We start from the raw sequence: 25,963 nt of genomic DNA, 5'->3' as shown, positions 1-25,963 counted from the left end.
CACCAGGCACAGATTTGTCCGTGTCCACCCTAGTATCCACCGTTGCCGGCCGAGCTGGGGTGACCCGAGCGTCAGCGGCGCTTGCGCTGGTCGCGCGCATCGCGATCAGCGAAACGGTCGGTTGCCGGCGAGGGCGTGTCGTCCGGCGGGTAATGCGGAATCTGCGACAGCATCCCGAGCAGAGTGCTGGGGATGCGGATCGGGTGCGAGTCACGCAGCGCGGCGCGCGCCCGGCTCTGGTCATCGACTTCGGACGCACACTGCGGGCATAGCGACAGGTGATGGGCCGCCCGCAAGTGGGCGTTCATCCGCAGCTCGCCGTCGACGAACGCGGCGATCGCCTCGACGGACAGATGCTCGGTCGACCCGAATTGGCGCGGCGCGCCGACCGGCGCATCGCTCTGGGAGGCGAACTGTGCGGGGAGCCAGGAGAACGCGCGGCGGAACACATGTCCCCGGTCGGCCATCACCAGCTCCTTTCGCTGCCACGTACCCCTCGAATGTAGCGCGACAAGGTGCCCCGCACCGCTTTGGAACTTGCGAAATCGCATGATTATCGGGCCCGCGGGCCGCGTCCGAAACCGGTCTAGGCCGATTTGGCGCGGGTTTCCGGCTCGCTGTGCGCGGCCAGGTAGTCGCGCAAAGCCTGACGTCCGCGGTGGATCCGGCTGCGGACGGTGCCCAGCTTGACGCCCAGGGTGGCGCCGATCTCCTCGTAGGACAAACCTTCGATGTCGCACAGCACGACCGCGGCACGAAACTCCGGCGGCAGCGAATCCAGTGCGGCCTGCAGGTCCGGGCCCAGGCGCGCGTCGTGGTAGATCTGCTCGGGGTTGGGCTCGTCGGCCGGGACCCGGTCGTAGTCCTCCGGCAACGCTTCCATCCGGATGCGGGCCCGCCGCCGCACCATGTCGAGGAACAGATTCGTGGTGATGCGGTGCAGCCAGCCCTCGAACGTGCCGGGCTGATAGTTCTGTACCGACCGGAAAACCCGGATGAAGGTTTCCTGGGTCAAGTCCTCGGCGTCCTGCTGGTTGCCCGACAGCCGGTAGGCCAGCCGGTACACCCGGTCGGCGTGTTGACGCACCAGCTCGTCCCACGACGGCATGGTGGTCTTGTCCCCGGTCGCGTCGAACACCGCCGTACCCTGTAACCCCTCGGCCGGCTCCACCCATTCGTCGTCGGGAAGTTCCTGGGCGTGCGACATGGTGTTCGGGCTCAAGAGAGTGGTGTTGATCGAATCGTCCGAATCATTTGCCCTGCCAAGTGACGGCAGATCGTCATCGACGGCAACACGAAGTTGCCAATCCGTATTCCCCGCCCAACGTCCTCCACGTTCCATACCGACACCGTCGCCCATCGGCGTATGCGCGGTATAGGAGCAATCTGAGGTTTGGCTGAGAAACCTTTTCGTTACCTGGCGTAAGCAGGGCATATCCGGAAGGGAGTGACGTTGGCCGCGCGGGTCCATCCGGGCGTGTCGGAAACGGTCCGACTCGCCGCGCGCCTGGCGGGCGGCGGGCCGGCATGCAATACGCTGCGGGCATGGACGGCAGCGACGAAACCCCCGGCCAGGTGGCCCCCAGTCGGGCCGACGCACTTGCCGCGCATGCGGAGGCGTCGATATCCGAGGATGCGATCCTGGCCGGCGCCCGCGAACGCTCCGTCGACATCGGCGCCGGGGCGGTCACGCCGGCGGTCGGCGCACTGCTGAGCCTGCTGACCAAGCTCAGCGGCGGCAAGGCGGTCGCGGAGGTGGGAACCGGCGCCGGGGTCAGCGGGCTTTGGTTGCTGTCGGGCATGAGCGACGACGGCGTGCTGACCACGATCGACATCGAGCCCGAGTATCTGCGGCTGGCCAAGCAAGCCTTCTCCGAGGCCGGAATCGGCCCGTCGCACACCAGGCTGATCAGCGGCCGCGCCCAGGAGGTCCTCACCCGGCTCGCCGACGAGTCCTATGACCTGGTGTTCGTCGACGCCGACCCGATCGACCAGCCCGACTACGTGGTCGAGGGCGTGCGGCTGCTGCGGTCCGGCGGGATCATCGTCGTGCACGGTGCGGCGCTGGGCGGGCGGGCCGGCGATCCCGCGGCGCGCGACGCCGACGTGGTCGCGGTGCGGGAGGCGGCCCGCTTGATCGCCGAGGACGAGCGGCTGACGCCCGCGATGGTGCCGCTGGGCGACGGCGTGCTGGCCGCGGTCCGCGACTAGCGGGCACAACACCGACCAAAAAAACATTTACGCATCCCTTACGGGGGTGTCCCCTTGACCGTCGGCTGAACGTGTGTTTAGTGTACTGAACATGCGTTCAGCCGACTTGACGGCCGCCGCCCGGATCCGCGACGCGGCGATCGAGCAGTTCGCCCAGCGCGGCTTCTCGGTCGGGCTGCGCACCATCGCCGAGGCCGCGGGCGTCAGCGCCGCTCTCGTCATCCATCACTTCGGGTCGAAGGAAGGCCTGCGCAAGGCGTGCGACGACTACGTCGCCGAAGAGGTTTGCATCGGCAAGTCCGAGGCGATGCAGACCAACGATCCAGCCACCTGGCTGGCGCAGATGGCCGAGATCGAGTCCTACGCGCCGCTGATGGCCTATTTGGTGCGCAGCATGCAGTCCGGCGGTGACCTGGCGAAGAAGTTGTGGCAGCAGATGATCGACAACGCCGAGCAGTACCTCGACGAAGGGGTGCGCAACGGCATCATCAAGCCCAGCCGCGATCCAAAGGCCCGAGCCAGATACATGGGCTTGAACAACGGCGGAGCGTTTCTGCTCTACATCCAAATGCACGACAACCCAACAGATTTGCGGACGGTCCTGCGCGACTACGCCCGCGATATGGTGCTGCCGGCCCTCGAGCTCTACACCGAGGGCCTGATGGTCGACCACACCATGTACGACGCGTTCCTGGCCGAAGATCAAGGAGGAACCCATGCCGGCTGATATCGCGCCAATCGAAATCCGCAACCTCACAAAAAATTTCGGTGCGGTGCGGGCGCTGGACGGGCTCGACCTGACGGTGCGGCAAGGCGAAGTGCACGGCTTTCACGGCCCCAACGGCGCCGGCGAGTCCACCACGATCCGCATCCTGTTGGGCCTGGTGAAGGCCGATGGCGGAAGCGTCCGACTGCTCGACGGTGACCGTGGACCGACGCGGTCGAGTTGCACCGTCAAATCGCTTATGTGCCAGGTGATGTCACGCTCTAGCCGTCGCTGACCGGCGGTGAAACCATCGATCTGCTGGCCCGCATGCGCGGCGGCATCGACGACCTGCGCCGCCGGGAGCTGATCGAACGCTTCGACCTGGACCCGACCAAGAAGTCGCGTACCTACTCCAAGGGCAACCGCCAGAAGGTCTCCCGGGTCTCGGCTTTCTCGTCGCGTGCCAGCCTGTTGCTGCTCGACGAACCAAGCAGCGGCCTGGACCCCTTGATGGAGAACATCTTTCAGCAGTGTGTCGCCGAGGCACGCGATCGCGGTGTGACGGTCCTGCTGTCCAGCCACATCCTGGCCGAAACCGAAGCGCTGTGTCAGACGGTGACCATCATCCGGGCCGGCCGGGCCATCGAGAGCGGTTCACTGGATTCGATGCGGCATCTCAGCCGCACCTCCATCAAGGCCGAAATGGTCCGCAACCCCGCGATCTCACTCGCATCAAGGGCGTCGAGGACGTCAGCAGCCAGGGCAACACGCTGCGTGCACAGGTCGACAGCGAGAGCCTCGGGGAACTCATCCGGGTGCTGGGCGACGCCGGTGTGCGCAGCCTGGTCAGCCAGCCGCCGACTCTGGAAGAGCTTTTCCTGCGCCACTACGACACCGGACACAGCGAGAAGAGGGTCCCGGCATTATGAGCACCGCAACGCTGGATCGATCCGAACATGCTGTTCCGCAACGCGGTTCGAACTTCACCGGCACGCAGGGCATGCTGCGCCTCTACCTGCGCCGGGACCGGGTCTCGCTGCCGTTGTGGGTTCTGCTGTTGTCACTGCCGTTGGCGACGGTCTACGTCGGAAGCATCGAGAGGGTCTACCCTTCCCAGGCCACCCGGGCCGCATTCGCGGCGACCATCACGGACAGCCCGGCCCAGCGTGCCCTCTACGGGCAGATCTACAACGACAGCCTTGGCGCGGTGGGCATTTGGAAAGCCGGGATGTTCCACGTGTTGATCGCGGTGGCCGTCATCCTGACGGTGATCAGGCACACCCGCGCCGACGAGGAAAGCGGCCGCACCGAGCTGGTGGACTCGACCGGGGTGGGACGGTACGCCAGCCTCACCGCAGCGCTGATCCTGTCGTTCGGCGCCTCGATCGCGACCGGCGCGATCGGGGCGGCGGGATTGCTCTTCACCACCGTCCCCGCGGGTGGATCGCTGGCCTTCGGTGCCGCGCTGGCCGGCTCCGGCGTGGTGTTCACCGCGGTGGCCGCGGTGGCCGCGCAGCTGTCGACGAGCGCGCGATTCGCCCGCGGTGCGGCCTTCGCGGTGCTGGGAGCCGCATTCACGCTGCGCGCCATCGGCGATGCCAGTTCCGGCACGCTGTCCTGGTTTTCACCGCTGGACTGGTCGCTGCAGGTGCGGCCGTACGCCGGCGATCGCTGGTGGGTGCTGCTGCTGCATCTGGTCACCGCGACCGCCCTGACCGCCGTGGCGTATCGACTGCTGGCCGGCCGTGACGTCGGCGCCGGGCTCGTCGCCGAGCGGGCCGGCCCGGCCACCGCGGCGCCGGCGTTGAGCAACGTCTTCGGGTTGACCTGGCGGCTGGACCGCGGCGCACTGCTGCTGTGGACGGTGGGGCTGTGCCTGTACGGGCTGGTGATGGGCGGCGTGGTCCATGGCATCGGCGACGAGATCGGCGGCGGCATGGCCCGCGACATCGTCGCGCGGATGGGCGGCACCTCCGCGTTGGAGGAGGCCTTCCTGGCGGTGGCGTTCAACATGATGGGCATGGTGGCATCCGCCTTCGCCGTCTCGCTGACGCTGCGAGCGCACCAGGAAGAATCCGGCCTGCGCGCCGAGACGACGCTGGCCGGTGCGGTCTCCCGAACTCGTTGGCTGACAATCTATTTGGTCACCGCGTTGCTCGGGTCGGCGGTGGCGATGCTGGTCGCCGGGGCGGCGGGCGGGCTGCTCTACGGCGTCGCGGCCGGCGACGTCGGCGGCAAGCCGGCGATCGTGATCGGCACCGCGGCCGCACAGTTGCCGGCCGTCTGGCTGGCGTCGGCGGTGACCGCCGCGCAGTTCGGTGTCGCACCACGTTTCACGCCGGTGGCGTGGGGGGTGCTGATCGGGTTCGTCGCCCTGTACCTGATCGGTTCGCTGGCGGGCTTCCCGCAATGGATCCTCGATCTCGAGCCGTTCGCCCATGTTCCGCGGGTCGGCGACGGCTTCAGCGCCGTGCCGCTGCTGTGGCTGCTGGTCATCGACGCGGCGCTGATCACGTTGGGAGTCATGGCATTCCGTCGAAGGGACATGCGCTCATGAACACCGCCGTTCGGGCGACCGCGTCCACTGTTATCGGGCTGGCCGTCCTGGGGCTGCTGCTGTTTTTACCGGCCGGGACGCTCGACTATTGGCAGGCATGGGCCTTCATCGCGACCGCCATGGTGGCGACGATCCCGCCGACGATCTACCTGTACCGCATCAACCCCGCCGCGCTGGAGCGCCGGATGCACGCCGGCCCGGGGGCCGAAGGGCGAACACTGCAGAAGGCCTTGATCACCGGCGCGTTCGTGGCCTTCACCGCGATGCTGGTGTTCAGTGCCTACGACCACCGGATGGGCTGGTCGCGAGTGCCCGGCTGGGTGTCGCTGCTCGGCGATGGGTTGGTCGCGATCGGGTTCGGCATCGCGATGCTGGTGGTCGCCCAGAATGCCTACGCCGCAGCGACGGTCAGGGTGGAATCGGGTCAGACGCTGGTATCCAGCGGCGTCTACAAACACGTGCGGCACCCGATGTACGTCGGCAACTTCGTCATGATGATCGGCATCCCGCTGGCGCTCGGCTCCTATTGGGGACTGCTGTTCGTAATCCCCGCCCAGGCGGTGATCGTCCTGCGCATCCTCGACGAAGAAAAGCTGCTGACCGAGCAACTGCCCGGGTACCGCGAACACACGCAACGGGTGCGCTACCGTCTGCTGCCCTACGTCTGGTAGGCCACGGCGGAACCGTTCTAGGGTAAGGGCGTGGTCCGACATTCAACCCCCTGCCCTGGACACACCATGGCGGCGCCCGGGCGCCCTGCGGTACGCGCTGGGCCGAATTCGCGGCATCGCCAGACCGCCGGTCACCGTCACCGAGCCACCGGCCGACGTCGCGATCGATCGCGACGTCGACGTGCCCACTCGTGACGGAACACTATTGCGCATCAACATCTTTCGAAGAGGCCAAGAAGCGGGCCCGGTCATCCTGAGCATCCATCCCTACGGCAAGGACAAGCTACCGAGCCGGCGCGGCAAGAAGTCGACGTTCTCGACCCAGTACCGCGTTTTACGCCAGCCCACCCCGCTGGCCTTTTCCACGCTGACGGGTTGGGAGGTGCCGGACCCGGCGTGGTGGGTGCCGCAGGGCTTCGTCGTTGTCAATGCCGACTCGCGCGGCTGCGGGCATTCCACCGGTACCGGCAAGCTGCTGTCGCGGCAAGTGGCCGAGAACACCTACGACCTGGTGCAGTGGATCGCCGACCAACCCTGGTGCGACGGCAACGTGGTCATGCTCGGCGTGTCTTATCTGGCCATCAGCCAGTACGCCGTCGCAGCCCTGCAACCGCCGGCGTTGCGCGCCATCTGCCCCTGGGAAGGCTTCAGCGACGCCTACCGCGACCTGGCCTTTCCGGGCGGCGTCCGGGAGACCGGTTTCACCCGGCTCTGGTCCCGCAACTTGCGCCGCGACACGCGGCAGAGCTATGACTTCGAGCGGGTACAGCAGGAGCATCCGCTGCGCGACGACTTGCGGCGCTCGGTGGTGCCCGACCTGACCGCGATCACGGTGCCGATGCTGGTGTGCGGCAGCTTCTCGGACAACAACCTGCACAGCCGCGGCTCGATCCGGGCGTTCACGCAATGCGGCTCCCAGCACGCCCGCCTCTACACCCATCGCGGCGGCAAATGGGCGACCTTCTACTCCGAGGCCGCCCGGGCCAGCCAGCCGCGCTTCTTCCGCGAGGTGTTAAACGGCGTGGCCGCTTCTCGCAGCATACAGCTCGAGGTGCGCGAGGATCGTGAGACGGTCACCGCCGTCCGCGAGGAATCCGAGTGGCCGCTGGCCCGAACACGTTGGCGGGCTTTATATCTGGGTGACGCCAGACTGCTAACACCCGAGCAGCCACCGACGCCGGGCAGCGTCACCTTCCAAACACGTTCTCGCGCAGCAGCATTCAGCTGGACGCTGCCCGCGGACCTCGAGCTGACCGGGCCGATGGTCGCGCGGTTGTGGGTCCAGCTGCACGGCTGCGACGACGCGAACCTGTTCGTCGGCGTCGAGAAGTGGCGCCACGGACGCTACGTCGGATTCGAGGGGTCCTACGGCTATGGACGCGACCGGGTGACCACCGGGTGGCAGCGGGTGTCGTTGCGCGCGCTCGACCCCGCGCTGTCGCAGCCATGGGAACCCGTCCCGCGTTGCACCGAGCCGCAACCGCTCTGCGGCGGCGAGGTGGTCGCCGTCGACGTCGCGCTGGGCCCGTCGGCGACGCAGTTCCGCGCGGGCGAACAGCTGCGCCTGGTGGTCGCGGGGCGCTGGTTGTGCCCGACCAATCCGCTGATCGGTCAGATGCCCGCTGCCTACGCCAACTCGGCGAAAGGTCGCATCACGCTGCACTGGGGCCCGCGGTACGACGCGCATCTGTTGATTCCGGAAATCCCCGGCTGACCGAAAGCGGCAGCCGACGATGGGGAGACCCGAGACTAGCCGGAACTAGACCCAGACGCCCTTGCCGACGGCGACCACGCCGCCGGCGCTGATCGCGAAGCGTTCCCGGTCCTTTTCCAGATCCACCCCGACCATTTCGCCGGGTCCGATCACGACGTTCTTGTCCAGGATCGCGTGGCGAACCACCGCGCCGCGGCCCACCCGGGTCCCCGGCATGATCACACTGCCCTCGACGATGGCGCCGTCGTCCACCACCACGTTCGACGACAGCACGGAGTTCCGCACCGACGCCGCCGAGATGATGCTGCCCGCGCCGACCACCGACTCCTGGGCGGAGCCGCCGTTGACGAACTTCGCCGGCGCCAGGTTCTCGGTCGCGCCGCGAATCGGCCAGCGCCGGTTGTACAGATTGAACACCGGGTGCACAGACACCAGGTCCATGTGCGCGTCGTAAAACGCGTCCAGCGTCCCGACGTCGCGCCAGTAGGCGCGGTCGCGATCGGTGGCGCCGGGCACCTCGTTGTCGTTGAAGTCGTAGACCGCGGCCATCCCGTCGTCGACCAACCGCGGAATGATGTTGCCGCCCATGTCGTGGTCGGAGTGGTCGTCGTCGGCGTCGGCGCGAATGGCGTCGACGAGCACCTTGGTGGTGAAGATGTAGTTGCCCATCGAGGCGAACGTCGTGTCCGGGTCGTCGGGGGTGCCCGGCGGCTCCAGTGGCTTCTCGACGAAGCTGCGGATCCGTCCGGATTCGTCGGAGTCGATGCAGCCGAATGCCGAGGCCTCGCTGCGCGGCACGCGGATGCCGGCCACCGTCGCGCCGGCGCCGCTGTCGATGTGGAAGCGGACCATCTGCTCGGGGTCCATCCGGTACACGTGGTCGGCGCCGAAAACCACTATGTAGTCCGGATCTTCGTCGTAGATCAGGTTCAGGGACTGATAGATCGCGTCGGCGGAGCCGGTGTACCAGCGCGGGCCGAGGCGCTGCTGAGCCGGCACCGGGGTGATGTACTCGCCGGCCAGCCCGGACAGCCGCCAGTTCTGCGAGATGTGTCGGTCAAGTGAATGCGACTTGTATTGCGTGAGAACGCAGATCCGCAAGTATCGGGCATTGACGAGGTTGGACAGCACGAAGTCGATCAGCCGATAGGCGCCGCCGAAGGGAACTGCGGGCTTGGCCCGGTCCGCGGTCAGCGGATACAGCCGCTTGCCCTCACCGCCGGCCAGGACGATGCCCAGCACGTGTGGTGCTTCCCTCATGGCTCCAAACCTATCGGCCGTGACGAACAGCTGCCAGGGGAATCCCTTCGGTCACCGTTGCGGCGGGCTATCCGTCAAGGTATTTGGCAAACTTGACGCGCCGCTCACCGTAATCGATTACGGCGTCCGGCGCGCGGCGGCACCGCGGATTCACCAGCCGCTTTTCCACCCGACTCGCGGGCGGCGACGCAACCGAACTACGGTGCGGTGTATGCGGGTGGCGATGATGACTCGGGAGTACCCACCAGACGTCTACGGGGGAGCCGGCGTACACGTCACCGAGCTCGTCGCCCAACTGCGCCGACTGTGCACGGTCGACGTGCACTGCATGGGTGCGCCGCGCCCGGGCGCGCTCACGCATCAGCCCGATCCCCGACTGCACGACGCCAACGCCGCGTTGTCGACGCTGTCGACGGACCTGGTGATGGCAAACGCGGCAGCCGAAGCCACGGTGGTGCACTCGCACACCTGGTACGCCGGGATGGCCGGGCACCTGACCGCGCTGCTCTACGACATCCCGCACATCCTGACCGCCCACTCGCTGGAGCCGCTGCGGCCGTGGAAGGCCGAACAACTCGGCGGTGGCTACCGCGTGTCGTCGTGGGTGGAGCGCACCGCGGTGCTGGCGGCCGATGCCGTGATCGCGGTGAGCGCCGGCATGCGCGAGGACGTGCTGCGGGTCTATCCGACGCTGGATCCCAGCCAGGTGCATGTCGTCCACAACGGAGTCGACAGCGACGTGTGGTATCCGTCCGGACCGGTAGACACCGGGTCGGTGCTGGCCGGGGTCGGGGTGGATCCGAACCGGCCGATGGTGGCGTTCGTCGGGCGGATCACCCGGCAGAAGGGCGTCGGCCACTTGGTGGCCGCCGCGCACCAGTTCAGCCCGGACGTGCAACTGGTGTTGTGCGCCGGCGCGCCCGATACCCCGGAGATCGCCGAGGAGGTACGCGCCGCGGTCGACGAACTGGCCCGCGCCCGCAGCGGCGTGTTCTGGATCCAGGAGATGCTGCCGGTCGGGGAACTACGCGAAATACTTTCGGCGGCTACAGTTTTCGTGTGCTCGTCGGTGTACGAGCCGTTAGGCATCGTGAACCTCGAGGCGATGGCGTGTGGGGCCGCAGTGGCCGGCCGGCGACGTGGGCGGAATACCGGAGGTGGTCGTCGACGGAGTCACCGGCTCGCTGGTGCATTACGACGCCGACGACGCGCGCGGATACCAGACGCGATTGGCTGAAGCGGTCAATGAGCTCGTCGCGGACCCGGCGCGGGCCGAGCGCTACGGGCGCGCCGGACGCCAGCGCTGCATCGAGGAATTTTCCTGGGCGCACGTGGCCGAACAGACGCTCGAGATTTACCGGAAGGTGTGTTCTTAGCTCCCCCCGCCACCTTGGCGGCTTAGCTGGTGACGCCTTTGAGTTCGTCCCCCAGGGCCGCGGCTTCGTCGGGCGTCAACTCGACGACGAGACGGCCACCACCTTCGAGTGGTACCCGCATTACGATGCCGCGCCCCTCCTTAGTCGCTTCCAGAGGACCGTCTCCGGTCCGGGGCTTCATCGCCGCCATCGAGTGCTCCCTCCAGATTCGAGTTCGCCCGTCCTCGCGAGCCTGGTCGGCGGCGAGCTTGTCCCGCCAGCGGATTTCCAGCCATACCCGACTTTGAACTGCCAAATCACTCCCCCATTGTTCCCTATTCCGGTCGCTAAATGCACAAGACCCGTATCTAGGGCCCGCCGCGGGGGTCGGGAACCCGGTTTGCCGGGCCCGCCGCCCGGGCCGTCACCGAGGCGAGGGCACCCAGCAATCACGCACGTGGTCGTCGACCATCCCGGTCGCCTGCATCAGCGCGTACGCGGTGGTGGGGCCCACGAAACGGAATCCGCGGCGTTTGAGTTCTTTCGCGATGGCCTTGGATTCCTCAGTGGCGGAAGGGATTTCGGAGCCGTCGGCGGGGCGTGGCCGCGACGGGGGCGCGAACGACCACAGCAGCTCGGACAGCTCGTCGGAGGTGCCCAACTCCGCGACGGCGCGTGCGTTGGCAATCGTCGCGTCGATCTTGGCCCGGTTGCGGACGATGCCGGGGTCGGCCATCAGCCGGTGCACGTCGGTGTCGGTGAAGTGCGCGACCTTTTCGATGTCGAACCCGGCGAACGCGCGCCGGAAATTCTCCCGTTTGCGCAGGATCGTCAGCCACGACAGCCCGCTCTGAAAGACCTCCAAGCTCATCCGCTCGAACAGCGCCACCCCGTCGCGCAGCGGGCGGCCCCATTCCTGGTCGTGATAGTCGCGGTACAGGTCGAAGTCGGGCCCGGGCCGGCCCACCGCCCAGCTGCAGCGAACCCGCCCGTCGTCGGTCACGCCGGATCCTCACCCGGGGCGTCCTCGGCATTCGCCGCCTGATCAGTGGCTTCGGTCCCGGCCGCGTTGACGGCCGCCAGCTGGCCCCGCAGCGCTTCGAGCTCGCGGGCCAGCCGGTCCAGCACCCAGTCCACCTCGCTGGTCTTGTATCCGCGCAGTACCTGGGTGAACTTGACCGCATCGACGTCGCTGCCCGTCACACCGTAGGCGGGCAGCACGGTCGCCGTGGTCCCCCGGGGCAGCGGCGGCAACTGTTCACCACGCCCGAACAGCAGGCTCGCCGCACCGAACAGCACAATCGCCACCAGCACCACGATGTAGAGCAAGACCAACGCCACGGAATCGATAGTGCCCTATACCCCCGACAAGTCGGCGCGCGTGGGGCCTATCTTAATCGGGGCCGAACCCCGTTCATCGGCGGCCGGTCGGACAGCGACACCGGCCAGGTGTGCTGGGTGTAGCCCTCGCCGTCGGCGAAGAACTGCGTCAGCCCGACCCCGGAGTCGGGGATGCCGCACCGCGACAGCAGGGTGGCGATCACCTGCCGGCTCATCGCGCCCAGCTCGGCCAACGGCCGGTTGCGATGCGCCCGCACACCCAGGTTGACCTGGGCGATCGCGTCCAGACCCAGCCGGTCGAAGGCGTCGACCAGCAGGCCGATCTCAACGCCGTAACCCGGGGCGAACGGCAGCGAGGTCAGCAGTTCGCGGCTGGCCGCGTATTCGCCGCCGAGCGGCTGCAGCACGCAACCCAGCTCGGGTCGCAGCGCCGCCAGCAGGGGCCGGGCCACCAGTTCCGTGACCCGCCCGCCGCCGGTGGTCGCGTCCGCATGCGTCTCGCCGTGCGTCAGCGGCCGCCGGTAGAAGCTTTTGACCAGGTGAATACCGTCGCCGAGCAGCAACGGCCCCAGCAGCCACGGCACGAACATCGGGTGCGGGTTGATCAGGTCGGAGTCGACGAACACCACGATGTCGCCGCTGGTCGCGGCCAGCGAACGCCACAACGCCTCGCCCTTGCCGGGCCGGGTCGCGACCTCGGGCAGCGCCTGTTCGCGGCTGACCACCCGGGCACCGGCCGCGATGGCACGGATTTCGGTCTCGTCGGTGGAGCCGGAATCCAGCACGATCAGCTCGTCGACGAGCCCCCCGGTCAGCGGCGAGATGCTGCCGACCACCGAGGCGATGGTTTGTTCCTCGTCGAGGGCCGGCAGCACCACCGACACGGTCCGGGCGCCCTTGGCCTCTTCCAGCTGCTCGATCGTCCAGGTGGGAAGGCTCCAGCTGCGCTGAGCCAGCCACTGCCGCGCGGCGGCGGCCCCACTGCTGGTCAGCTCCGCGGCGACCAGGTCGGATGCCGTCATGCCAGTCCTCTCACCGTGCGCGCCGGCGGGCGGATGCCCTGAATCGAGGCGACCATTTCCAGGACGCGGCGGGTTTCGGCGACCTGATGCACCCGAAACACGCGCACCCCGGCGGCGGCTGCCAGGGCCGTCGCGGCCAGCGTCCCCTCGAGCCGTTCGGTCAATGCCACCCCCAGAGTCTCCCCGACGAAGTCCTTGTTGCTCAAAGCCATCAGCACGGGCCATCCGGTATTAACAAGTTCGCCCACGTGGCGCAACAGGACCAATCCGTGGAAGGTGTTCTTGCCCATGTCGTGCGTCGGGTCGATCAACACCCGGTCGGGGGCCACTCCGGCCGCGACGGCGCGCTCGGCGGCCCCGGTGACCTGACGGATCACGTCGTCGACAACGCCGCGCGTCGTGGTGCCGAAACTCACCCGAAACGGCCGGGTGCGCGGGCGAGCGCCACCGGTGTGCGAACACACCAGGCCCGCGCCGAACTCGGCGGCGACCTCGGGCAACACCGGGTCGACGCCGGCCCAGGTGTCGTTGATCAGGTCCGCGCCCGCCGCGCAAGCCAGTCTGGCCACCTCCGAGCGCCAGGTGTCGACGCTGATCAGCTGGTCGGGGTAGGCGCCGCGCAGCCATTCGATGAACGGCACCAGCCGGGCGATCTCGGTGCTCGCGTCGACGTCCTCGCCGGGACCCGCCTTGACGCCGCCCACGTCGATCAAGTCGGCACCGTCGGCGACGGCGCGGTCGACGGCGGCGCGGGCCGCTGCGTCGCTGAACGTCGCGCCCTGGTCGAAGAACGAGTCCGGCGTGCGGTTGATGATCGCCATGACCAGCGCGCGATCCGCGGCGACCGGTCGGCCGCACAGAGTTGACTGCACACGTCCATAGTGCCGGGTGACCACGCCGACCGCGGCCCGGGGATCGGTCGGAGGGCGTGACGACGGGACGCCTGCTCAGCCTTGCGGTCGCTTACCCGCCGCGACCTCGTCCGGGTAGTCGTCGTAGTACGGCACATAGCCCTCGTCGCGACCGGCCAGCACGTACAGCGGGTCCGTCACGTCGGGTCCGTAGGCCTGGTCGCGCAGCTCCACCTTGCGGCTCTTGAAGGTCGTGGTGTGCTCCAGCGTCTTCACCACCCGCACGAACAGCGGCAGCGCGTAGGCCGGCAGCTGCTCGTACACCGCGCGGGCCAGCGCTTTGCCGTCGAACTTTGCCCCCTCGCGCAACTGCACCGCGGCCATCCCGGCACGCCCCCCGGTGCGGGGTACCTCGACGCCGAAGACCGTGCACTCCTCGACGGTCTGGTCCGACGCCAGCGCCGCCTCGACCTGCGTGGTGGCGACGTTTTCGCCCTTCCAGCGGAAGGTGTCGCCGAGCCGGTCGACGAACGCGGCGTGCCGCATGCCCTGCGGGCTCATCACGTCGCCGGAGTTGAAGTAGCAGTCGCCGTCGCGGAAAGCGTTGCGCACCAACTTCTTTTCGCTCGACGCCTGGTCGGTGTAGCCGTCGAACGGCTGCAGCCGGTTGACCGGGCTGAGCAACAGCCCGGGCTGGCCGGGCGGCACCCGGCGCACCCGACCGTCGGCGTCGCGCAGCGGAGCGCCGGTGTCGGGGTCGTACTCGACGTACACCAGCGGTAACGGCGCGATGCCCGTCGACCCGGGCACGTTGAAGATGTTGATGAACGCCGTGTTGCCCTCGCTGGAGGCGTAGAACTCGCACACCCGCGCGATGCCGAACCGCTTGGTGAACTCTTTCCAGATCTCCGGCCGCAGCCCGTTGCCGGCGATCAGGCGCACCTTGTGCCGGCGGTCGGTGTCCTTGGGCGGCTGGTTGAGCAGGTAGCGGCAGATCTCGCCGATATAGATGAACGCGGTGGCCTCGCTGTCGATGACCTCGTCCCAGAACTTCGACGCCGAAAACGACTTGCCCAGCGCCAGCGTCGCCCCGGAGTTGATCGCCGACGACAGCGCCACCGTCAGCGCGTTGTTGTGGTACAGCGGCAGGCAGCTGTACAGGGTGTCGGAGGTCTTCAGCCGCAGCCCCAGCCCGCCGAACGCCGCCAGTGCCTTCAACCAGCGCAGATGCGTCATCACGCTGGCCTTCGGGTACCCGGTGGTGCCCGATGTGAAGATGTAGAACGCGGTGTCGCGGGCCTGCACCGCCGCCACCGAATCGGGGTTGGTGGCCACCGCGCCCGCGGCGAAACGCTCCAGGTCTTCGATGGGCAGAGTGGTGGCGGTGCCCGCCGAACCGGAGTCGGCGACGGCGCTGACCAGGTCGGTCTCCGCGATCAGCACCTTGGCGTCCAGCAGTCCCAGGCTGTGCGCGAGCACGTCGCCGCGCTGGTGGTAGTTGACCATGCCGGCGACGGCCCCGCACTTGACGGTGGCCAGCATGGCCAGCACCGCGTTCGGCGAGTTACGCAGCATGACCGCGACGACGTCGCCGTGGCCGATGCCGCGCGCGGCCAACACGGCGGCATACCGGTTGGCGGCCGCGTTGGCCTGACGATAGGTCAGTTGCTGGTCGCCGAACCGCAGGAAGACCCGGTCGCCGTAGCGGGCGGCACGATCCTGGAACACGCTGCCGATCGACTTGTGCGATCCCGGCTGGACCGCCAGCCCGGTCAGCGCGCCGCGGACGATCACCGGCAGGTCGGCCAGTACGCTTGGCAGCCCCGACGCGATATCGGTCAGGCGGATCCGTCCGCGTGCTCCCCCGCCGTGATCGGACACGTGCTTCCTCGTTCCCCTCGACGCAGCCGACCTCAGGTTGGGGCGCACGCCTCGATTGCGGCATCCACCTTATCGACCAGCACCAGCCGGTCCATCGCCACCTGCGAGATGTAGCCGCTGTCGACCAAGCCGTTCAACCACACCCACAAGCCTTCGTAGTGCCCCCAGGTGTCCAGCAACACCACGGGCTTGTCGTGCATACCCAACGAGCCCGTCGTCCATGCCTCGAACAGTTCGTCGAGCGTGCCGATACCACCGGGCAGCGTGACGAACGCGTCCGACCGGTCCTCCATGATCCGTTTCCGGTCGCGCATGTTGTCGGTGACGATCAGCTCGCCGGCGTCGCTGTCGGCAAGCTCGCGCCGCAGCAGCTGTTCGGGGATCACGCCGACGGTCTTTCCGCCGCGGGCCCGTGCCCCGCTGGCCACGGCTCCCATCGCCGAAACGTGGCCGCCACCCCACACCAGGGTCCAGCCGCGCTCGGCGATCGCCGCGCCGAGTTCGCTGGCCAGATCGAGCAATTCGGGATGCGTCGGGCCGGACGCGCAGTAGACGCAGACCGCCCATTCGCCTGGGAAATCACCGTCGGGGCGCATAACCGTCAAGGTAGACCAAAGCCGTTCGAGCCGCGCACGTATCGGGCTTTCGCGCCGGCTAGTCACCGGCTGGACACCGCCTCGCAATAAAATTCGGCGATGCCGATTCGACGGAACGTCCCGCAGCACGCGTCCACATTGGAACAGCTGGGTTCGGCCTTGGCCGACGGGACGCGGCGCGGGGCGGTGGTGCTCGGCCCCGACGGCGTCGGCAAGTCCACGCTGGCGCGGCTGGCCGCGAAGAACTTCTCGAGCGCCACGCCAAGCACTTTCGTCCGCTGGGTCACCGGCACCCCGACCGAGCGCGTGGTCCCGTTCGGCGCCTTCAGTCACCTGGTGGACATCTCCGACATCGGCAAGCCGGCCGCGTTGTTGCGGGCGGCGCGGGCATCGCTGAGCCGCGACGCCCACGGCGATCTGCTGCTGATCGTCGACGACGCCCACGACCTGGACATCCTGTCGGCCACCCTGGTCTACCAGCTGGCGTTGGCGGGCACCGCGCGGATGATCGTCACGGCTCGAGCCGAGGCCGCACCCGAGGCCATCGCGGCGCTGTGGACCGACGGCCTACTGCAGCGCATCGACGTCGACGCGCCCGGCGCGGCCACCAGCTCGGGCCAGGTCGACACTTTCCTCGCCGAGTTGCCGACGGCGGCGCGGGCGGTGCTCGACTACCTCGCCGTCGAGGAGCCGCTGTCGCTGGCGGACCTGACCGTGTTGGCCGGCGACGGCGCCATCGCCGAAGCCCAGCAGTGGGGCGCGGCCGAAACCCGGGTGCGCGACGAACAGGCCGACGATCCGGTGGTGTACACCGCCCACCCGCTGTTCTCCGAACGCGCGCGGGCCGCACTCGGCGACGAGGGGGCCCGACGGCGGCGCACCGAGTTGGTCGAGCTGCAGTCCCGGCATCCGTCCGATCACCTGTCCGACCGGCTGCGGCTGGCCTCGCTGGCCCTGGACAGCGACGCCCCGCAACCGGTGACCGACGTCGTCGACGCGGCTCAGCAGGCGTTGCGGCTGGGCGATCTCACGCTCGGCGAGCGGCTGGCCCGCTCCGCGCTGCAGCGCTGCGACGACGCCCACGCCCTCGCGGCCCGGCTGCCGCTGGCGAATTCGTTGGCGTTCCAGGGTCGCGGCCGCGAGGCCGAGGAGCTGCTGGCTGCGGTCGACCCCGCCGCGCTGTCCGAAGAAGAGCTGATGGCGTGGACCCTGCTGCGGGCGGCCAACCAGTTCTTCATGCTCAGCGAGCCGGAGCGAGCGACGGCGTTCTTGTCGACCATCCGCAATCGCGTCCCCGACGTCGGGCCGCGCCTCACCCTCGACGCGCTCAGCGCCACCTTCGCGATGAACGCCGGCAACATCGAGGGCGCCGTCGAGACCTCTACGCCGGGTGTTGGACGCACCGGCCGCCGACGACCAGGCGGTGGCCTGGGCGGCCAGCGCGGCCACGCTGTGCTCGGCACGCCAGGGCCGCTTCGCCGACGTCGAGCCGCTGACGCAGCGTGCGCTGGGCGCGGAGCACCCGGGGCTGCTGCGGTTCACGGTCGGCCTGGGCGAGACGACGACCCTGCTGATGGCGGGACGGGTCGAGACGGCAACCGAATTGGCGCAGCAGTTCACCGATTTCGCCGAGTTTCAGCAGCCGGGCCGGGCGATCGGCGAGGTGCTGCTGGCGCACACCCTGATCGCCGCCGGGCGGTTCGCCGCGCCCGCCGCGCTGCTGGGCCCGGCGGGCGCGACCTTGGAGCGCACCGGCTATTCCTGGGGCCCGCTGTCGCTGATGCTGCTGACCACCGCACTGGCCCAGCAGGGCGACATCGCCGCGGCGGCAAAAGCGTTGAGCCGAGCCGAATCTCGGCATGGCACCAAGTCGGCTCTGTTCAACCCCGAGCTGGGCGTGGCGCGGGCCTGGCGGCGGGCCGCCGAACGCGACTCGCATGGGGCGATCGCCGCGGCCCGCGACGCGGCGCGGATGGCCGAGCGGCGCGGGCAGTCGGCCGTGGCGATTCGCGTCTGGCACGAGGCCGTCCGCCTCGGCGACGTCCACGCGGTGGATCCGCTGGCCCGGCTGCGCGACGAGGTCGACTGCGTGGTCGGACAACTCGCGCTGGCCCACGCCAAGGCGCTGGCGACCCATGATGGGGACGCGCTGCGGGCGGTGGCCGGGGAGCTGACGGCCGTCGGGATGCACGCGGCGGCCGCCAGTGCGGCCGCGCAGGCACAACAGTGCGGTCAGCCGCCCAAGTAGGGCCGCAGCAGGTCCACCGCGGCGGTGATCGCGGCGACGGGCACCCGCTCGTCGCGGGTGTGCGCCAGGTTCGGGTCACCGGGCCCGAAGTTGACCGCCGGGATGCCGAGGGCGGCGAATCGGGACACGTCCGTCCAGCCGTATTTGGCCCGCACCTGGCCGCCGGCGGCCTCGACCAGAGCCTTGGCGGCCGGCTGCGACAGGGTGGGCAGCGCGCCGGCCGCGCCGTCGGTCTGCTCGATGTGCACGTCGATCCCGTCGAGCACCTCGCGCACGTGGTGCAGCGCGTCGGCGAGTGACCGGTCGGGCGCGAAGCGGTAGTTGACGGTCACCGAGGCGGTGTCGGGGATGACGTTGCCGGCGACGCCGCCGTCGACCCGCACCGCCGACAAGCCTTCGCGATACTGGCAGCCGTCGATGTCGACGGTGCGGGCCCGGTAGCTGACCAACCGGTCCAGCACCGCACCCAGTTTGTGAATTGCGTTGTCGCCCAACCAAGACCGCGCCGAGTGCGCGCGGGTTCCGGTGGCACTGACCACGACTCGCAGCGTGCCCTGGCAACCGGCCTCGATGTAGCCCCCGGTGGGCTCACCGAGGATCGCGACGTCGGCGGCCAACCACTCCGGCAGCTCGCGCTCGATGCGGCCCAAACCGTTTGCGGCCGCGTCGATTTCCTCGCAGTCGTAGAGCACCAGCGTCAGGTCGTGGGCCGGCTCGGCCACCGTGGCGGCCAGGTGCAGAAAGACGGCATCGCCGGATTTCATGTCCGAGGTGCCGCAGCCGTGCAGCACGTCACCCGCTGCACCGCTGCTGCGACTGCTGGGCAGGTTGGCGGCGACCGGGACGGTGTCGAGGTGACCGGCCAGCAAAACCCGGGACGGCAGGTTGCGCTGGGTGCGGGCCAGAACGGCGTTGCCGTTGCGGACGATCTCGAAGCCGGTCGTCTGCGCGCGCAGCGCGGCCTCGACCTCGTCGGCGATGCGCGCTTCGTCCCGCGACTCGCTGGGGATGTCGACCAGCGCCGCGGTCAACGCGATCGGGTCCCCATGCAAGTCCAGCACGCAACCAGCGTAGTCGCTGGGCGCGCACGACCGGCCCAGGACAGGCCGGCGGCGCATTCCCGGCCCATCGGCCCGGAGTCCGGCATCACCGCGCGGTGTCGGCGGGTCGCAGGCACCACTGTTCGCTCGGCGGTCAATATTGCTGCCGAACAACCACTTTCGTCGCATCAGCCGGTGGCGGGTCGCTGACACCCCACCGAGTACCCGTGTCGTCCGTCAGAACACTTTCTACGCCGGGGCAAGGCACGCATTTGGTGTCCGCCCGGGCGGGAAAGTAACCTGACCGCCATGACAAGAGCAGCAGGTGCCGAAGGGATAGGCCTGGCGACACTGGCCTCCGACGGATCGATCCTCGACACATGGTTTCCCGCACCGAAACTGACGGAGTCGGACACCACCGGCACCTCGCGCCTCGCGCTGTCCGACGTTCCGCCGGAACTGGCCGCGCTGGTCGGCCGGGACGACGACCGCAACACCGAAATTGTCGCCGTGCGTACCGTGATCGCGTCACTGGACGATGTGGCCGCCGACGCCTACGACGCTTACCTGCGGCTGCATTTAATGTCTCACCGACTGGTCGCGCCGCACGGGCTGAACGCCGGCGGCTTGTTCGGGGTATTGACCAATGTGGTCTGGACTAATCACGGACCCTGCGCGATCGAGGGTTTCGAGTCGGTCCGCGCCCGGCTGCGGCGCAAGGGCCAGGTGACCGTCTACGGCGTCGACAAGTTCCCGCGGATGGTCGACTACGTCATGCCCACCGGGGTCCGCATCGCCGACGCCGACCGGGTACGCCTGGGCGCGCACCTGGCATCCGGAACCACCGTGATGCACGAAGGCTTCGTCAACTACAACGCCGGGACGCTGGGCGCTTCGATGGTCGAGGGCCGCATCTCGGCCGGCGTGGTGGTCGGTGACGGTTCGGATATCGGCGGCGGGGCGTCGATCATGGGCACGCTGTCCGGCGGTGGCACGGAAGTCATTTCGATCGGCAAGCGGTGCCTGCTCGGCGCCAACGCCGGTCTGGGCATCTCGCTGGGCGACGACTGCGTCGTCGAAGCCGGCCTCTATGTCACCGCGGGCACCAAAGTCCTTACGGCCGAAGGCAAAACACTGAAAGCGCTGGAGCTCTCCGGCGGCAACAACCTGTTGTTCCGCCGCAATTCGGTCAGCGGGGCGGTGGAAGTGGTGGCCCGCGGCGGTCAGAGCATCGCGCTGAACGAGGACCTGCACGCCAACTGAGCTACAGCGTGGTTCCGCGGGTCTCCGGCAATAGATAGGTACAGACCAGGCTGGTCAAGGCGAGGGCGGCGAGCATGACCCCGATCGACCAGCTGCCGTAGGTCGCCAGCAGCGTCCCGGCGACCAGCGGCGGCAGCGCCCCACCGAGCACACCGGCCAGGTTCATCGCCAGCGCCGAGCCGCTGTAGCGGTAGCGGGTGGCGAACAGTTCGGGGATGAAGGCGCCGATGGGTCCGCTGCCCATCCCGGAGACGGCGAAGATGCCGACGATCGCGACCGCGTACAACGCGTGATTGCCGGTGTCGATCAACGGGATCACCACGAACGCCCACGGCACGCACGCCGCCCAGCCCGCCAACATCAACCGGCGCCGCCCGACCCGATCGCACAGGCTGGCCGAGACCATTACGGTCGCGATGCTGACCAGCCCGCTGAGCACCCCGACCGACCAGATGAAGCTGCGGGTATAGCCCAGGTGGGTGTGCGCGTACATCGCCAGATAGGTGTTGCCCATGTAGCAGAACGCCATGGTGCACAACACGCTGCCGGCGGCCAGCAGGATCTCCCGGCCCTGCAACCGAAACACCTCGGCCAGCGGCGCTTTGGGCACCAGATCACGCGACCTCTCCTCGGCGAACACCGGAGTCTCGTCGATGTTGAGCCGCACGTACAAGGCCAGCGCGATCAGCACCGAGCTGATCAGGAACGGGATCCGCCATCCCCACTGCAGGAACTCCGGGCTGTATTCGCCGATCGTGACGTTGACGCCGAGGAAGGTCAGGCTGCTCAGCACTCCGGCGACACCGCCGCCGAGCAGGGTGAACATGCCATACCGGCCGCGGCGGTCCCCGGGTGCGTATTCGGCACTGAGTAGGGCCGACCCGGCCCATTCGCCGCCCACCGCAAACCCCTGCAGCAGCCGCAGCCCCATCAGGATCAGCGGCGCCGCCATCCCGATCGACGCGGTGCTGGGCTCCAGGCCGACGCTCACCGTGGCCACGGCCATGATCAGCAGCGTGGACACCAGCGTCTTCTTGCGGCCCAACCGGTCGCCGAAGTACCCGAACACGGCCGCACCGACCGGCCGGGCCAGAAACGCCGTGGCGAATGTTCCCATCGAGGCGATCATGGCCACCCCGGGCGTGAGGTTCGGGAAGAACACGGCGGGAAACACCAGCGCCGCCGCGGTGCCATAGATCAAGAAGTCGTAGAACTCGATCGCCGAGCCGACCAGACACGAGACCGCGACCCGCGCCATCGGTGTGGCACGCGGCTGGCCCGCGATCGTCGTCGCAGCCCCCGCCGGTGAGATCGACTCACCCATTGCACATCCTTACCTGTCCCGTTGGTGTGCTTGCCTGCATGCCCACAGACGAAATTATGCGAAGCAGTGAACTCTCGTCCGCCGAAAACCTGGCAATATCCTGCGTGTCGGTTAAAGTTCCAGCTGACAACCCATTTTGTGATGTGTTGGTTACCTCAGCGGTACGACGGCCTCAACCCTGCTTACCAGAAATGGCTCTGCGTCTCATCCTTCGGACAGCAACTGCTACTTGACGACCTTACCCATCGCGTTGCGCGGCAACGCGTCCACGAACCGCACTTCGCGCGGTCGCTTGTCTATCGAAAGGTCTTGAGCGACAAAGTTAATCAGCTCGTCGGTGTCGAGTTCGCAGGAGCCGACGACGAACGCCACGATGCGCTGGCCCAGGTCGTCGTCGGGCATACCGACCACGGCTGCTTCCTGCACGCCCGGATGCCCGAGTAGGGATGTCTCGATTTCGCCTGCGCCGATGCGATATCCACCCGATTTGATCAGGTCGACCGATTCACGACCCACGATGCGATGCATGCCCGCGTCGTCGATGACCGCGACATCGCCGGTGTGATACCACCCGTCGGCATCGAAAACTTCGGCGGTGGCCTCCGGCCGATTCAGGTAGCCGTCGAACAGGGTCGGCCCCCGAACGTGAAGCTTGCCAACGGTTTCCCCGTCGTGCGGGACCGAGTTGCCGGCGTCGTCGAGCAGCCTGGTCTGCACTCCGGCCGGCGGCAGGCCGACCCAGCCCGGGCGACGCTCCCCGTCGGCCCGGGTCGACACGGTGATCAACGACTCCGAGGCGCCGTAGCGTTCGACGGGCCGATGCCCGGTCAGCTGCTCCAGCCGGTCGAACACCGGGACCGGCAGCGCCGCGCTACCCGACACCAGCAGCCGCGCCGATCGCAGTGTCGCGGCGTCCGACCGATCGGCCACCACCCGCGACCCCACCGTCGGCACCGCGAAATAAAGGGTGCCGCCCGATTCCGTAGCGGCCCGGGCATAACCGGCCGGTGTCGGTTTCCCGTTGTGCACGAAGCGATTTCCGACCCGCAACGACCCGAGCAGGCCCAGCACCAGCCGGTGGATGTGGAGCGGCGGCAAACCGTGCACCAGCACGTCGTCCGGGGTCCACTGCCACGCCTGCGCCAGCGCGTCCAGATCGGCCGCGATCGCCCGGCGACTCACCACCACGCCCTTGGGCAGTCCCGTGGTGCCCGAGGTGTAGATGACCAATGCGGTGGCCTCCGGCGGCGGCTCCGGGTAGCGATGCCAGGAGCGGGCGTGCAGTCGCACCGGGATGTGCGGCAGGCCCTCCGTCTCCTCCGGGGCCGGGCCCAGCCAGGCCTGCGCGCCGGAGTCGGTCAGCATGTGGCGGCGTTCGGCCGCGCCGACATCGGAGGGCACCGGGACGAACGGGACGCCGGCGATCAGGCAGCCGGTGACCGCCAGCACGGTCGACACGCTCGGGGTGGCCAGCACGCCACCCGCTGGGCGCCGGCGACGCGTTCGGCCACCGACGTCGCCCCGCCGACCAGGTCGCTGCGACTCAATACGGCGCCGTCGATCCTGACCGCATCGGGGATGTCTGTGGTGTCGGCGTTCAGGGATGCGAGCAGCACCTCAGCAGGCTACCGACAATGGTCAAGTACGGGCCGTCAGCCCTGCTCATCCCAGATTTTCATCAGCGTGGACAGGATTTCTTCGCCGCGACCCAGCCCGGCGAGGTGGCTTTCGCCCGGCAGCACGACCAGTTCACAGTCAGGCAGCAACGCCACCACGTGTTGGCCGTGGGCGAAGGGCACGATGTGGTCACTGTCGCCGTGCCACCAGCGTACCGGGACCTTGACCTCGTCGAGCCGAAATCCCCAGTCGCGGGTGAACAGGATGACGTCGTTGAACGGCGCCGCGAGCTGCTTGCGGCTGCCGTTGAGCAGGTCGTCGAGGAACATGGCGCCGAACTCGGGCCGGGTGAGCAGGCGCCGGTCGGCCTCCGGCGAGATCGCGGCGTACAGATACAGTGCGGGATTCGCGACCGGTCGGATGGCCCGGACCAGCAGGCTCGCGCCGATCCGCAGCGGGTCGCCGCCCAGTTGCAGCAGCGGCGCCACCCGCTTGCCCAGGTTCATCAGACCGCTGCTGATCCCTTCGTCACCGACGAACGGCGCGACGCCCCCGAGCACACCGGTCGCCACGACACGATCGGGCAGCACCGCGGCGGCGGCGAGTGCGTACGGGCCGCCGCCGGACAGCCCGATCACGGCCATCCGGTCGATGCCGAGGATGTCGGCGATCGCGCGCAGGTCGTCGGCGAACGCCCGGATGTTCGCGTAGCGATGCGGCGTCGACGAACCGACACCGGGGCGGTCGAGTCCGATCAGCCGGATGCCGTGTTCTTCGGCGTAGACCCGGGCCTCGGTGGGTATCTGCCGGCGCGCACCCGGTGTGCCGTGCAGCCAGAACACCGCCCGCCCCTGCGGATCGCCGAATTCGGCGAACCCGATTTGGCGGTCTTCGCCAACCGCGACGTTTCCTTCTAGTTTCGGACGGGCGATGTCGAAGACCATGCCAGCAGCTTGGCACGGATAAGCCGGTTACGAAATGGGCAGCTCCGCGTTCGGTAGGGTGCTGCTCGACCAGGTCAGGGAGGCTCAGAAAGGCTCGGGCCATGCAGACTTCGTTTCCGTTGCACTCCCCCGACTTCTACGCGGGCGATCCCTACCCCGGCTACCGAGAGCTGCGCGCGACGGCGCCGGTGTGCTGGAACGACGTCGCAAAGTTCTGGGCCCTGCTGCGCTACGACGACGTCCGCTTCGTGTCGACGAACCCAGCCCTGTTCACCTCCACCAAGGGCATCAACATTCCCGTGCCGGGCATGCCCAACCCGGTGCAGGAGACATGCCCAACCCGGTGCAGGAGAGCAGCCTCATCTTCACCGACCCGCCGCGGCACCGGCAGCTGCGCAAGCTGATCAATCCCGGCTTCACCCGCCGCCAGGGCACGCTGCTCGAGCCGGCGATCCGCGAGATCGTCGCCGACATACTGGCCGGCATCCGGGCCGGCCGGTCCTACGACTTCATCGAGACGATCGCTGCTGCGCTGCCGGCGCGGGTGCTGGCCGCGCTGCTCGGGGTGGCACGCGACGAATGGGAGCAGTTCCGGGTCTGGACCGACGCGGTGATCGGAACCGCCGGCACCAACCGTGATCTCGACGCCTTCGAGACCACCGGCCGGCTCTACCATTGCGTCCGCCGGCGAGTCGCCGCGGGCCGCACCGATCCCGGCGGCGACGTGCTGTCGGTGGTGGCCGGCGTGGAGGCCGACGGGTTGCGGCTCAGCGACGATGACCTGCTTGACTTTTCGTTCCTGCTGCTGGTATCCGGCATCGAAACCACCCGCAGTCTGCTCGCCCTGGGAACGTGCGCGCTGCTTGCCCACCCCGACCAGCGCCGGCTACTCGTGGCGGATCCGGCGCTGATCCCGGGTGCCGTCGAGGAGATGCTGCGCTGGACGAGCCCGGTGACGCACACGGCCCGCACCGCGACCACCGACGTCGAGATCCGGGGGCAGCGGGTCGCCCGGGGCGACTTGGTGGTGATGCTGTACGGCTCGGCCAATCGGGACGAGGATGTATTCGGTTCCGACGCAGAAGAATTCAAGGTGACCAGGTCTCCGAACCCGCACATTGCCTTCGGCTGCGGCGAACATGCTTGTGTCGGCGCGCAGTTGGCCCGCCTGACGGCGACGGTGTTTTACGGTGAACTGCTGGGCCGCTTTCCCGGTCTGGAGCTGGACGTGAGGTGGACCGGATGCCGGCCACGATGCTGCCGTTGATCACGCGGATGCCGGTGCGCTTCGGCTAGGCGTTGCGCATCCGGTCGCCGATCGCGAAAGGCTTTGCGGTGCAAGGACTTGCAGGCGATGCCGGT

At 68.6% G+C, this 25,963-nt stretch carries 20 protein-coding genes and 5 pseudogenes; 10 read left to right on the top strand and 15 right to left on the bottom strand.

The window, feature by feature from the left end:
* Window positions 1–71 precede the first annotated feature (71 nt).
* Window positions 72–467, bottom strand: a complete 396-nt coding sequence (gene rseA / locus T428_RS0103215; protein ID WP_025735330.1) for an anti-sigma E factor RseA — start codon at window positions 465–467, stop codon at window positions 72–74.
* Between the two features lie 119 nt (window positions 468–586).
* The gene (gene sigE / locus T428_RS0103210) at window positions 587–1,342 is read right to left on the bottom strand and encodes an RNA polymerase sigma factor SigE (RefSeq protein ID WP_025735329.1); all 756 of its coding nucleotides are present in this window, start codon (window positions 1,340–1,342) and stop codon (window positions 587–589) included.
* Window positions 1,343–1,545: 203 nt separating this feature from the next.
* Between sigE and T428_RS0103205 the strand changes: the two genes are divergently transcribed.
* The 6 genes and pseudogenes from T428_RS0103205 to T428_RS0103170 all read left to right on the top strand — a co-directional run bounded on the left by T428_RS0103205 (window position 1,546) and on the right by T428_RS0103170 (window position 7,859).
* Window positions 1,546–2,211, top strand: coding sequence for an O-methyltransferase (locus T428_RS0103205; protein ID WP_025735328.1), 666 nt, complete (start codon window positions 1,546–1,548; stop codon window positions 2,209–2,211).
* Window positions 2,212–2,302: 91 nt separating this feature from the next.
* Window positions 2,303–2,938, top strand: a complete 636-nt coding sequence (locus T428_RS0103200; RefSeq protein ID WP_025735327.1) for a TetR/AcrR family transcriptional regulator — start codon at window positions 2,303–2,305, stop codon at window positions 2,936–2,938.
* Window positions 2,928–3,846: pseudogene (locus T428_RS25350) on the top strand (ABC transporter ATP-binding protein). Before T428_RS0103200 ends, T428_RS25350 begins: the two are co-directional and overlap by 11 nt.
* Window positions 3,843–5,474: an ABC transporter permease gene (locus T428_RS0103180; protein ID WP_025735324.1), complete on the top strand. Its 1,632-nt coding sequence runs from the start codon at window positions 3,843–3,845 to the stop codon at window positions 5,472–5,474. The pseudogene T428_RS25350 and the gene T428_RS0103180 overlap by 4 nt, the downstream one beginning before the upstream one ends.
* A complete protein-coding gene (locus T428_RS0103175) occupies window positions 5,471–6,145 on the top strand; it encodes a methyltransferase family protein (RefSeq protein WP_025735323.1) in 675 nt (224 codons plus the stop codon). The genes T428_RS0103180 and T428_RS0103175 overlap by 4 nt, the downstream gene beginning before the upstream one ends.
* A gap of 40 nt (window positions 6,146–6,185) precedes the next feature.
* Complete coding sequence (locus T428_RS0103170; protein ID WP_036466856.1) at window positions 6,186–7,859, top strand: CocE/NonD family hydrolase; 1,674 nt, start codon at window positions 6,186–6,188, stop codon at window positions 7,857–7,859.
* Window positions 7,860–7,904: 45 nt separating this feature from the next.
* Here the strand turns inward: T428_RS0103170 and glgC are convergent, their stop codons facing one another.
* Entirely contained in the window at window positions 7,905–9,119 is a 1,215-nt protein-coding gene (gene glgC / locus T428_RS0103165) for a glucose-1-phosphate adenylyltransferase (protein WP_025735321.1), read from the bottom strand.
* A 211-nt stretch (window positions 9,120–9,330) separates the two neighbouring features.
* Here glgC and glgA point away from each other — a divergent pair.
* A pseudogene (gene glgA, locus T428_RS25345) lies at window positions 9,331–10,495 on the top strand (glycogen synthase).
* Window positions 10,496–10,517: 22 nt separating this feature from the next.
* On the opposite strand, the gene T428_RS31590 reads toward glgA, so the two are convergent.
* From T428_RS31590 to T428_RS33955, 8 genes are all read right to left on the bottom strand, one after another.
* Window positions 10,518–10,685, bottom strand: a complete 168-nt coding sequence (locus tag T428_RS31590) for a DUF3117 domain-containing protein (protein ID WP_003406247.1) — start codon at window positions 10,683–10,685, stop codon at window positions 10,518–10,520.
* 213 nt (window positions 10,686–10,898) lie between these two features.
* Window positions 10,899–11,477, bottom strand: coding sequence for a DNA-3-methyladenine glycosylase I (locus T428_RS0103145; RefSeq protein WP_025735320.1), 579 nt, complete (start codon window positions 11,475–11,477; stop codon window positions 10,899–10,901).
* Window positions 11,474–11,815, bottom strand: coding sequence for a DivIVA domain-containing protein (locus tag T428_RS0103140; protein ID WP_025735319.1), 342 nt, complete (start codon window positions 11,813–11,815; stop codon window positions 11,474–11,476). The genes T428_RS0103145 and T428_RS0103140 overlap by 4 nt, the downstream gene beginning before the upstream one ends.
* A 47-nt stretch (window positions 11,816–11,862) precedes the next feature.
* The gene (locus T428_RS0103135; RefSeq protein ID WP_025735318.1) at window positions 11,863–12,837 is read right to left on the bottom strand and encodes a glucosyl-3-phosphoglycerate synthase; all 975 of its coding nucleotides are present in this window, start codon (window positions 12,835–12,837) and stop codon (window positions 11,863–11,865) included.
* Window positions 12,834–13,658: a dihydropteroate synthase gene (folP, locus tag T428_RS0103130; protein ID WP_084298617.1), complete on the bottom strand. Its 825-nt coding sequence runs from the start codon at window positions 13,656–13,658 to the stop codon at window positions 12,834–12,836. The genes T428_RS0103135 and folP overlap by 4 nt, the downstream gene beginning before the upstream one ends.
* A gap of 126 nt (window positions 13,659–13,784) precedes the next feature.
* Window positions 13,785–15,569 carry a long-chain-acyl-CoA synthetase FadD6 gene (fadD6, locus tag T428_RS0103125; protein ID WP_025735316.1) on the bottom strand — a complete coding sequence of 595 codons (1,785 nt, stop codon included), beginning with the start codon at window positions 15,567–15,569 and terminating at the stop codon, window positions 13,785–13,787.
* A gap of 32 nt (window positions 15,570–15,601) precedes the next feature.
* A complete protein-coding gene (locus T428_RS0103120; protein WP_025735315.1) occupies window positions 15,602–16,165 on the bottom strand; it encodes a TIGR00730 family Rossman fold protein in 564 nt (187 codons plus the stop codon).
* Between the two features lie 62 nt (window positions 16,166–16,227).
* On the bottom strand, window positions 16,228–16,452 hold the full coding sequence (locus T428_RS33955) for a hypothetical protein (protein WP_245604759.1): 225 nt from the start codon (window positions 16,450–16,452) through the stop codon (window positions 16,228–16,230).
* Between T428_RS33955 and T428_RS25335 the strand changes: the two are divergent.
* Window positions 16,352–18,413 (top strand): annotated as a pseudogene (locus tag T428_RS25335) (AAA family ATPase). The gene T428_RS33955 and the pseudogene T428_RS25335 sit on opposite strands and share 101 nt — an antisense overlap.
* On the opposite strand, the gene dapE reads toward T428_RS25335, so the two are convergent.
* Complete coding sequence (gene dapE, locus T428_RS0103110; RefSeq protein ID WP_025735314.1) at window positions 18,398–19,474, bottom strand: succinyl-diaminopimelate desuccinylase; 1,077 nt, start codon at window positions 19,472–19,474, stop codon at window positions 18,398–18,400. The pseudogene T428_RS25335 and the gene dapE overlap by 16 nt on opposite strands.
* 288 nt (window positions 19,475–19,762) lie before the next feature.
* Between dapE and dapD the strand changes: the two genes are divergently transcribed.
* Complete coding sequence (dapD, locus tag T428_RS0103105) at window positions 19,763–20,716, top strand: 2,3,4,5-tetrahydropyridine-2,6-dicarboxylate N-succinyltransferase (RefSeq protein WP_025735313.1); 954 nt, start codon at window positions 19,763–19,765, stop codon at window positions 20,714–20,716.
* A gap of 1 nt (window position 20,717) precedes the next feature.
* Here dapD and T428_RS25330 read toward each other — a convergent pair whose 3' ends face one another.
* From T428_RS25330 to T428_RS0103090, 3 genes and pseudogenes are all read right to left on the bottom strand, one after another.
* Complete coding sequence (locus T428_RS25330; RefSeq protein ID WP_036467084.1) at window positions 20,718–21,974, bottom strand: MFS transporter; 1,257 nt, start codon at window positions 21,972–21,974, stop codon at window positions 20,718–20,720.
* Window positions 21,975–22,265: 291 nt separating this feature from the next.
* Window positions 22,266–23,656, bottom strand: a pseudogene (locus tag T428_RS25325) (acyl-CoA synthetase).
* Window positions 23,657–23,692: 36 nt separating this feature from the next.
* Window positions 23,693–24,601 (bottom strand): alpha/beta fold hydrolase, encoded by a 909-nt coding sequence (locus tag T428_RS0103090; protein ID WP_025735312.1) that lies wholly within the window; start codon window positions 24,599–24,601, stop codon window positions 23,693–23,695.
* 101 nt (window positions 24,602–24,702) lie between these two features.
* Here T428_RS0103090 and T428_RS25320 point away from each other — a divergent pair.
* Window positions 24,703–25,897 (top strand): annotated as a pseudogene (locus tag T428_RS25320) (cytochrome P450).
* Window positions 25,898–25,963 lie beyond the last annotated feature (66 nt).

This window comes from Mycobacterium genavense ATCC 51234, assembly GCF_000526915.1.
GTDB lineage: Bacteria > Actinomycetota > Actinomycetes > Mycobacteriales > Mycobacteriaceae > Mycobacterium > Mycobacterium genavense.
The sequence above is the reverse complement of the archived record's forward strand: the minus strand, read 5'-3'. Positions and strand labels throughout refer to the sequence as shown.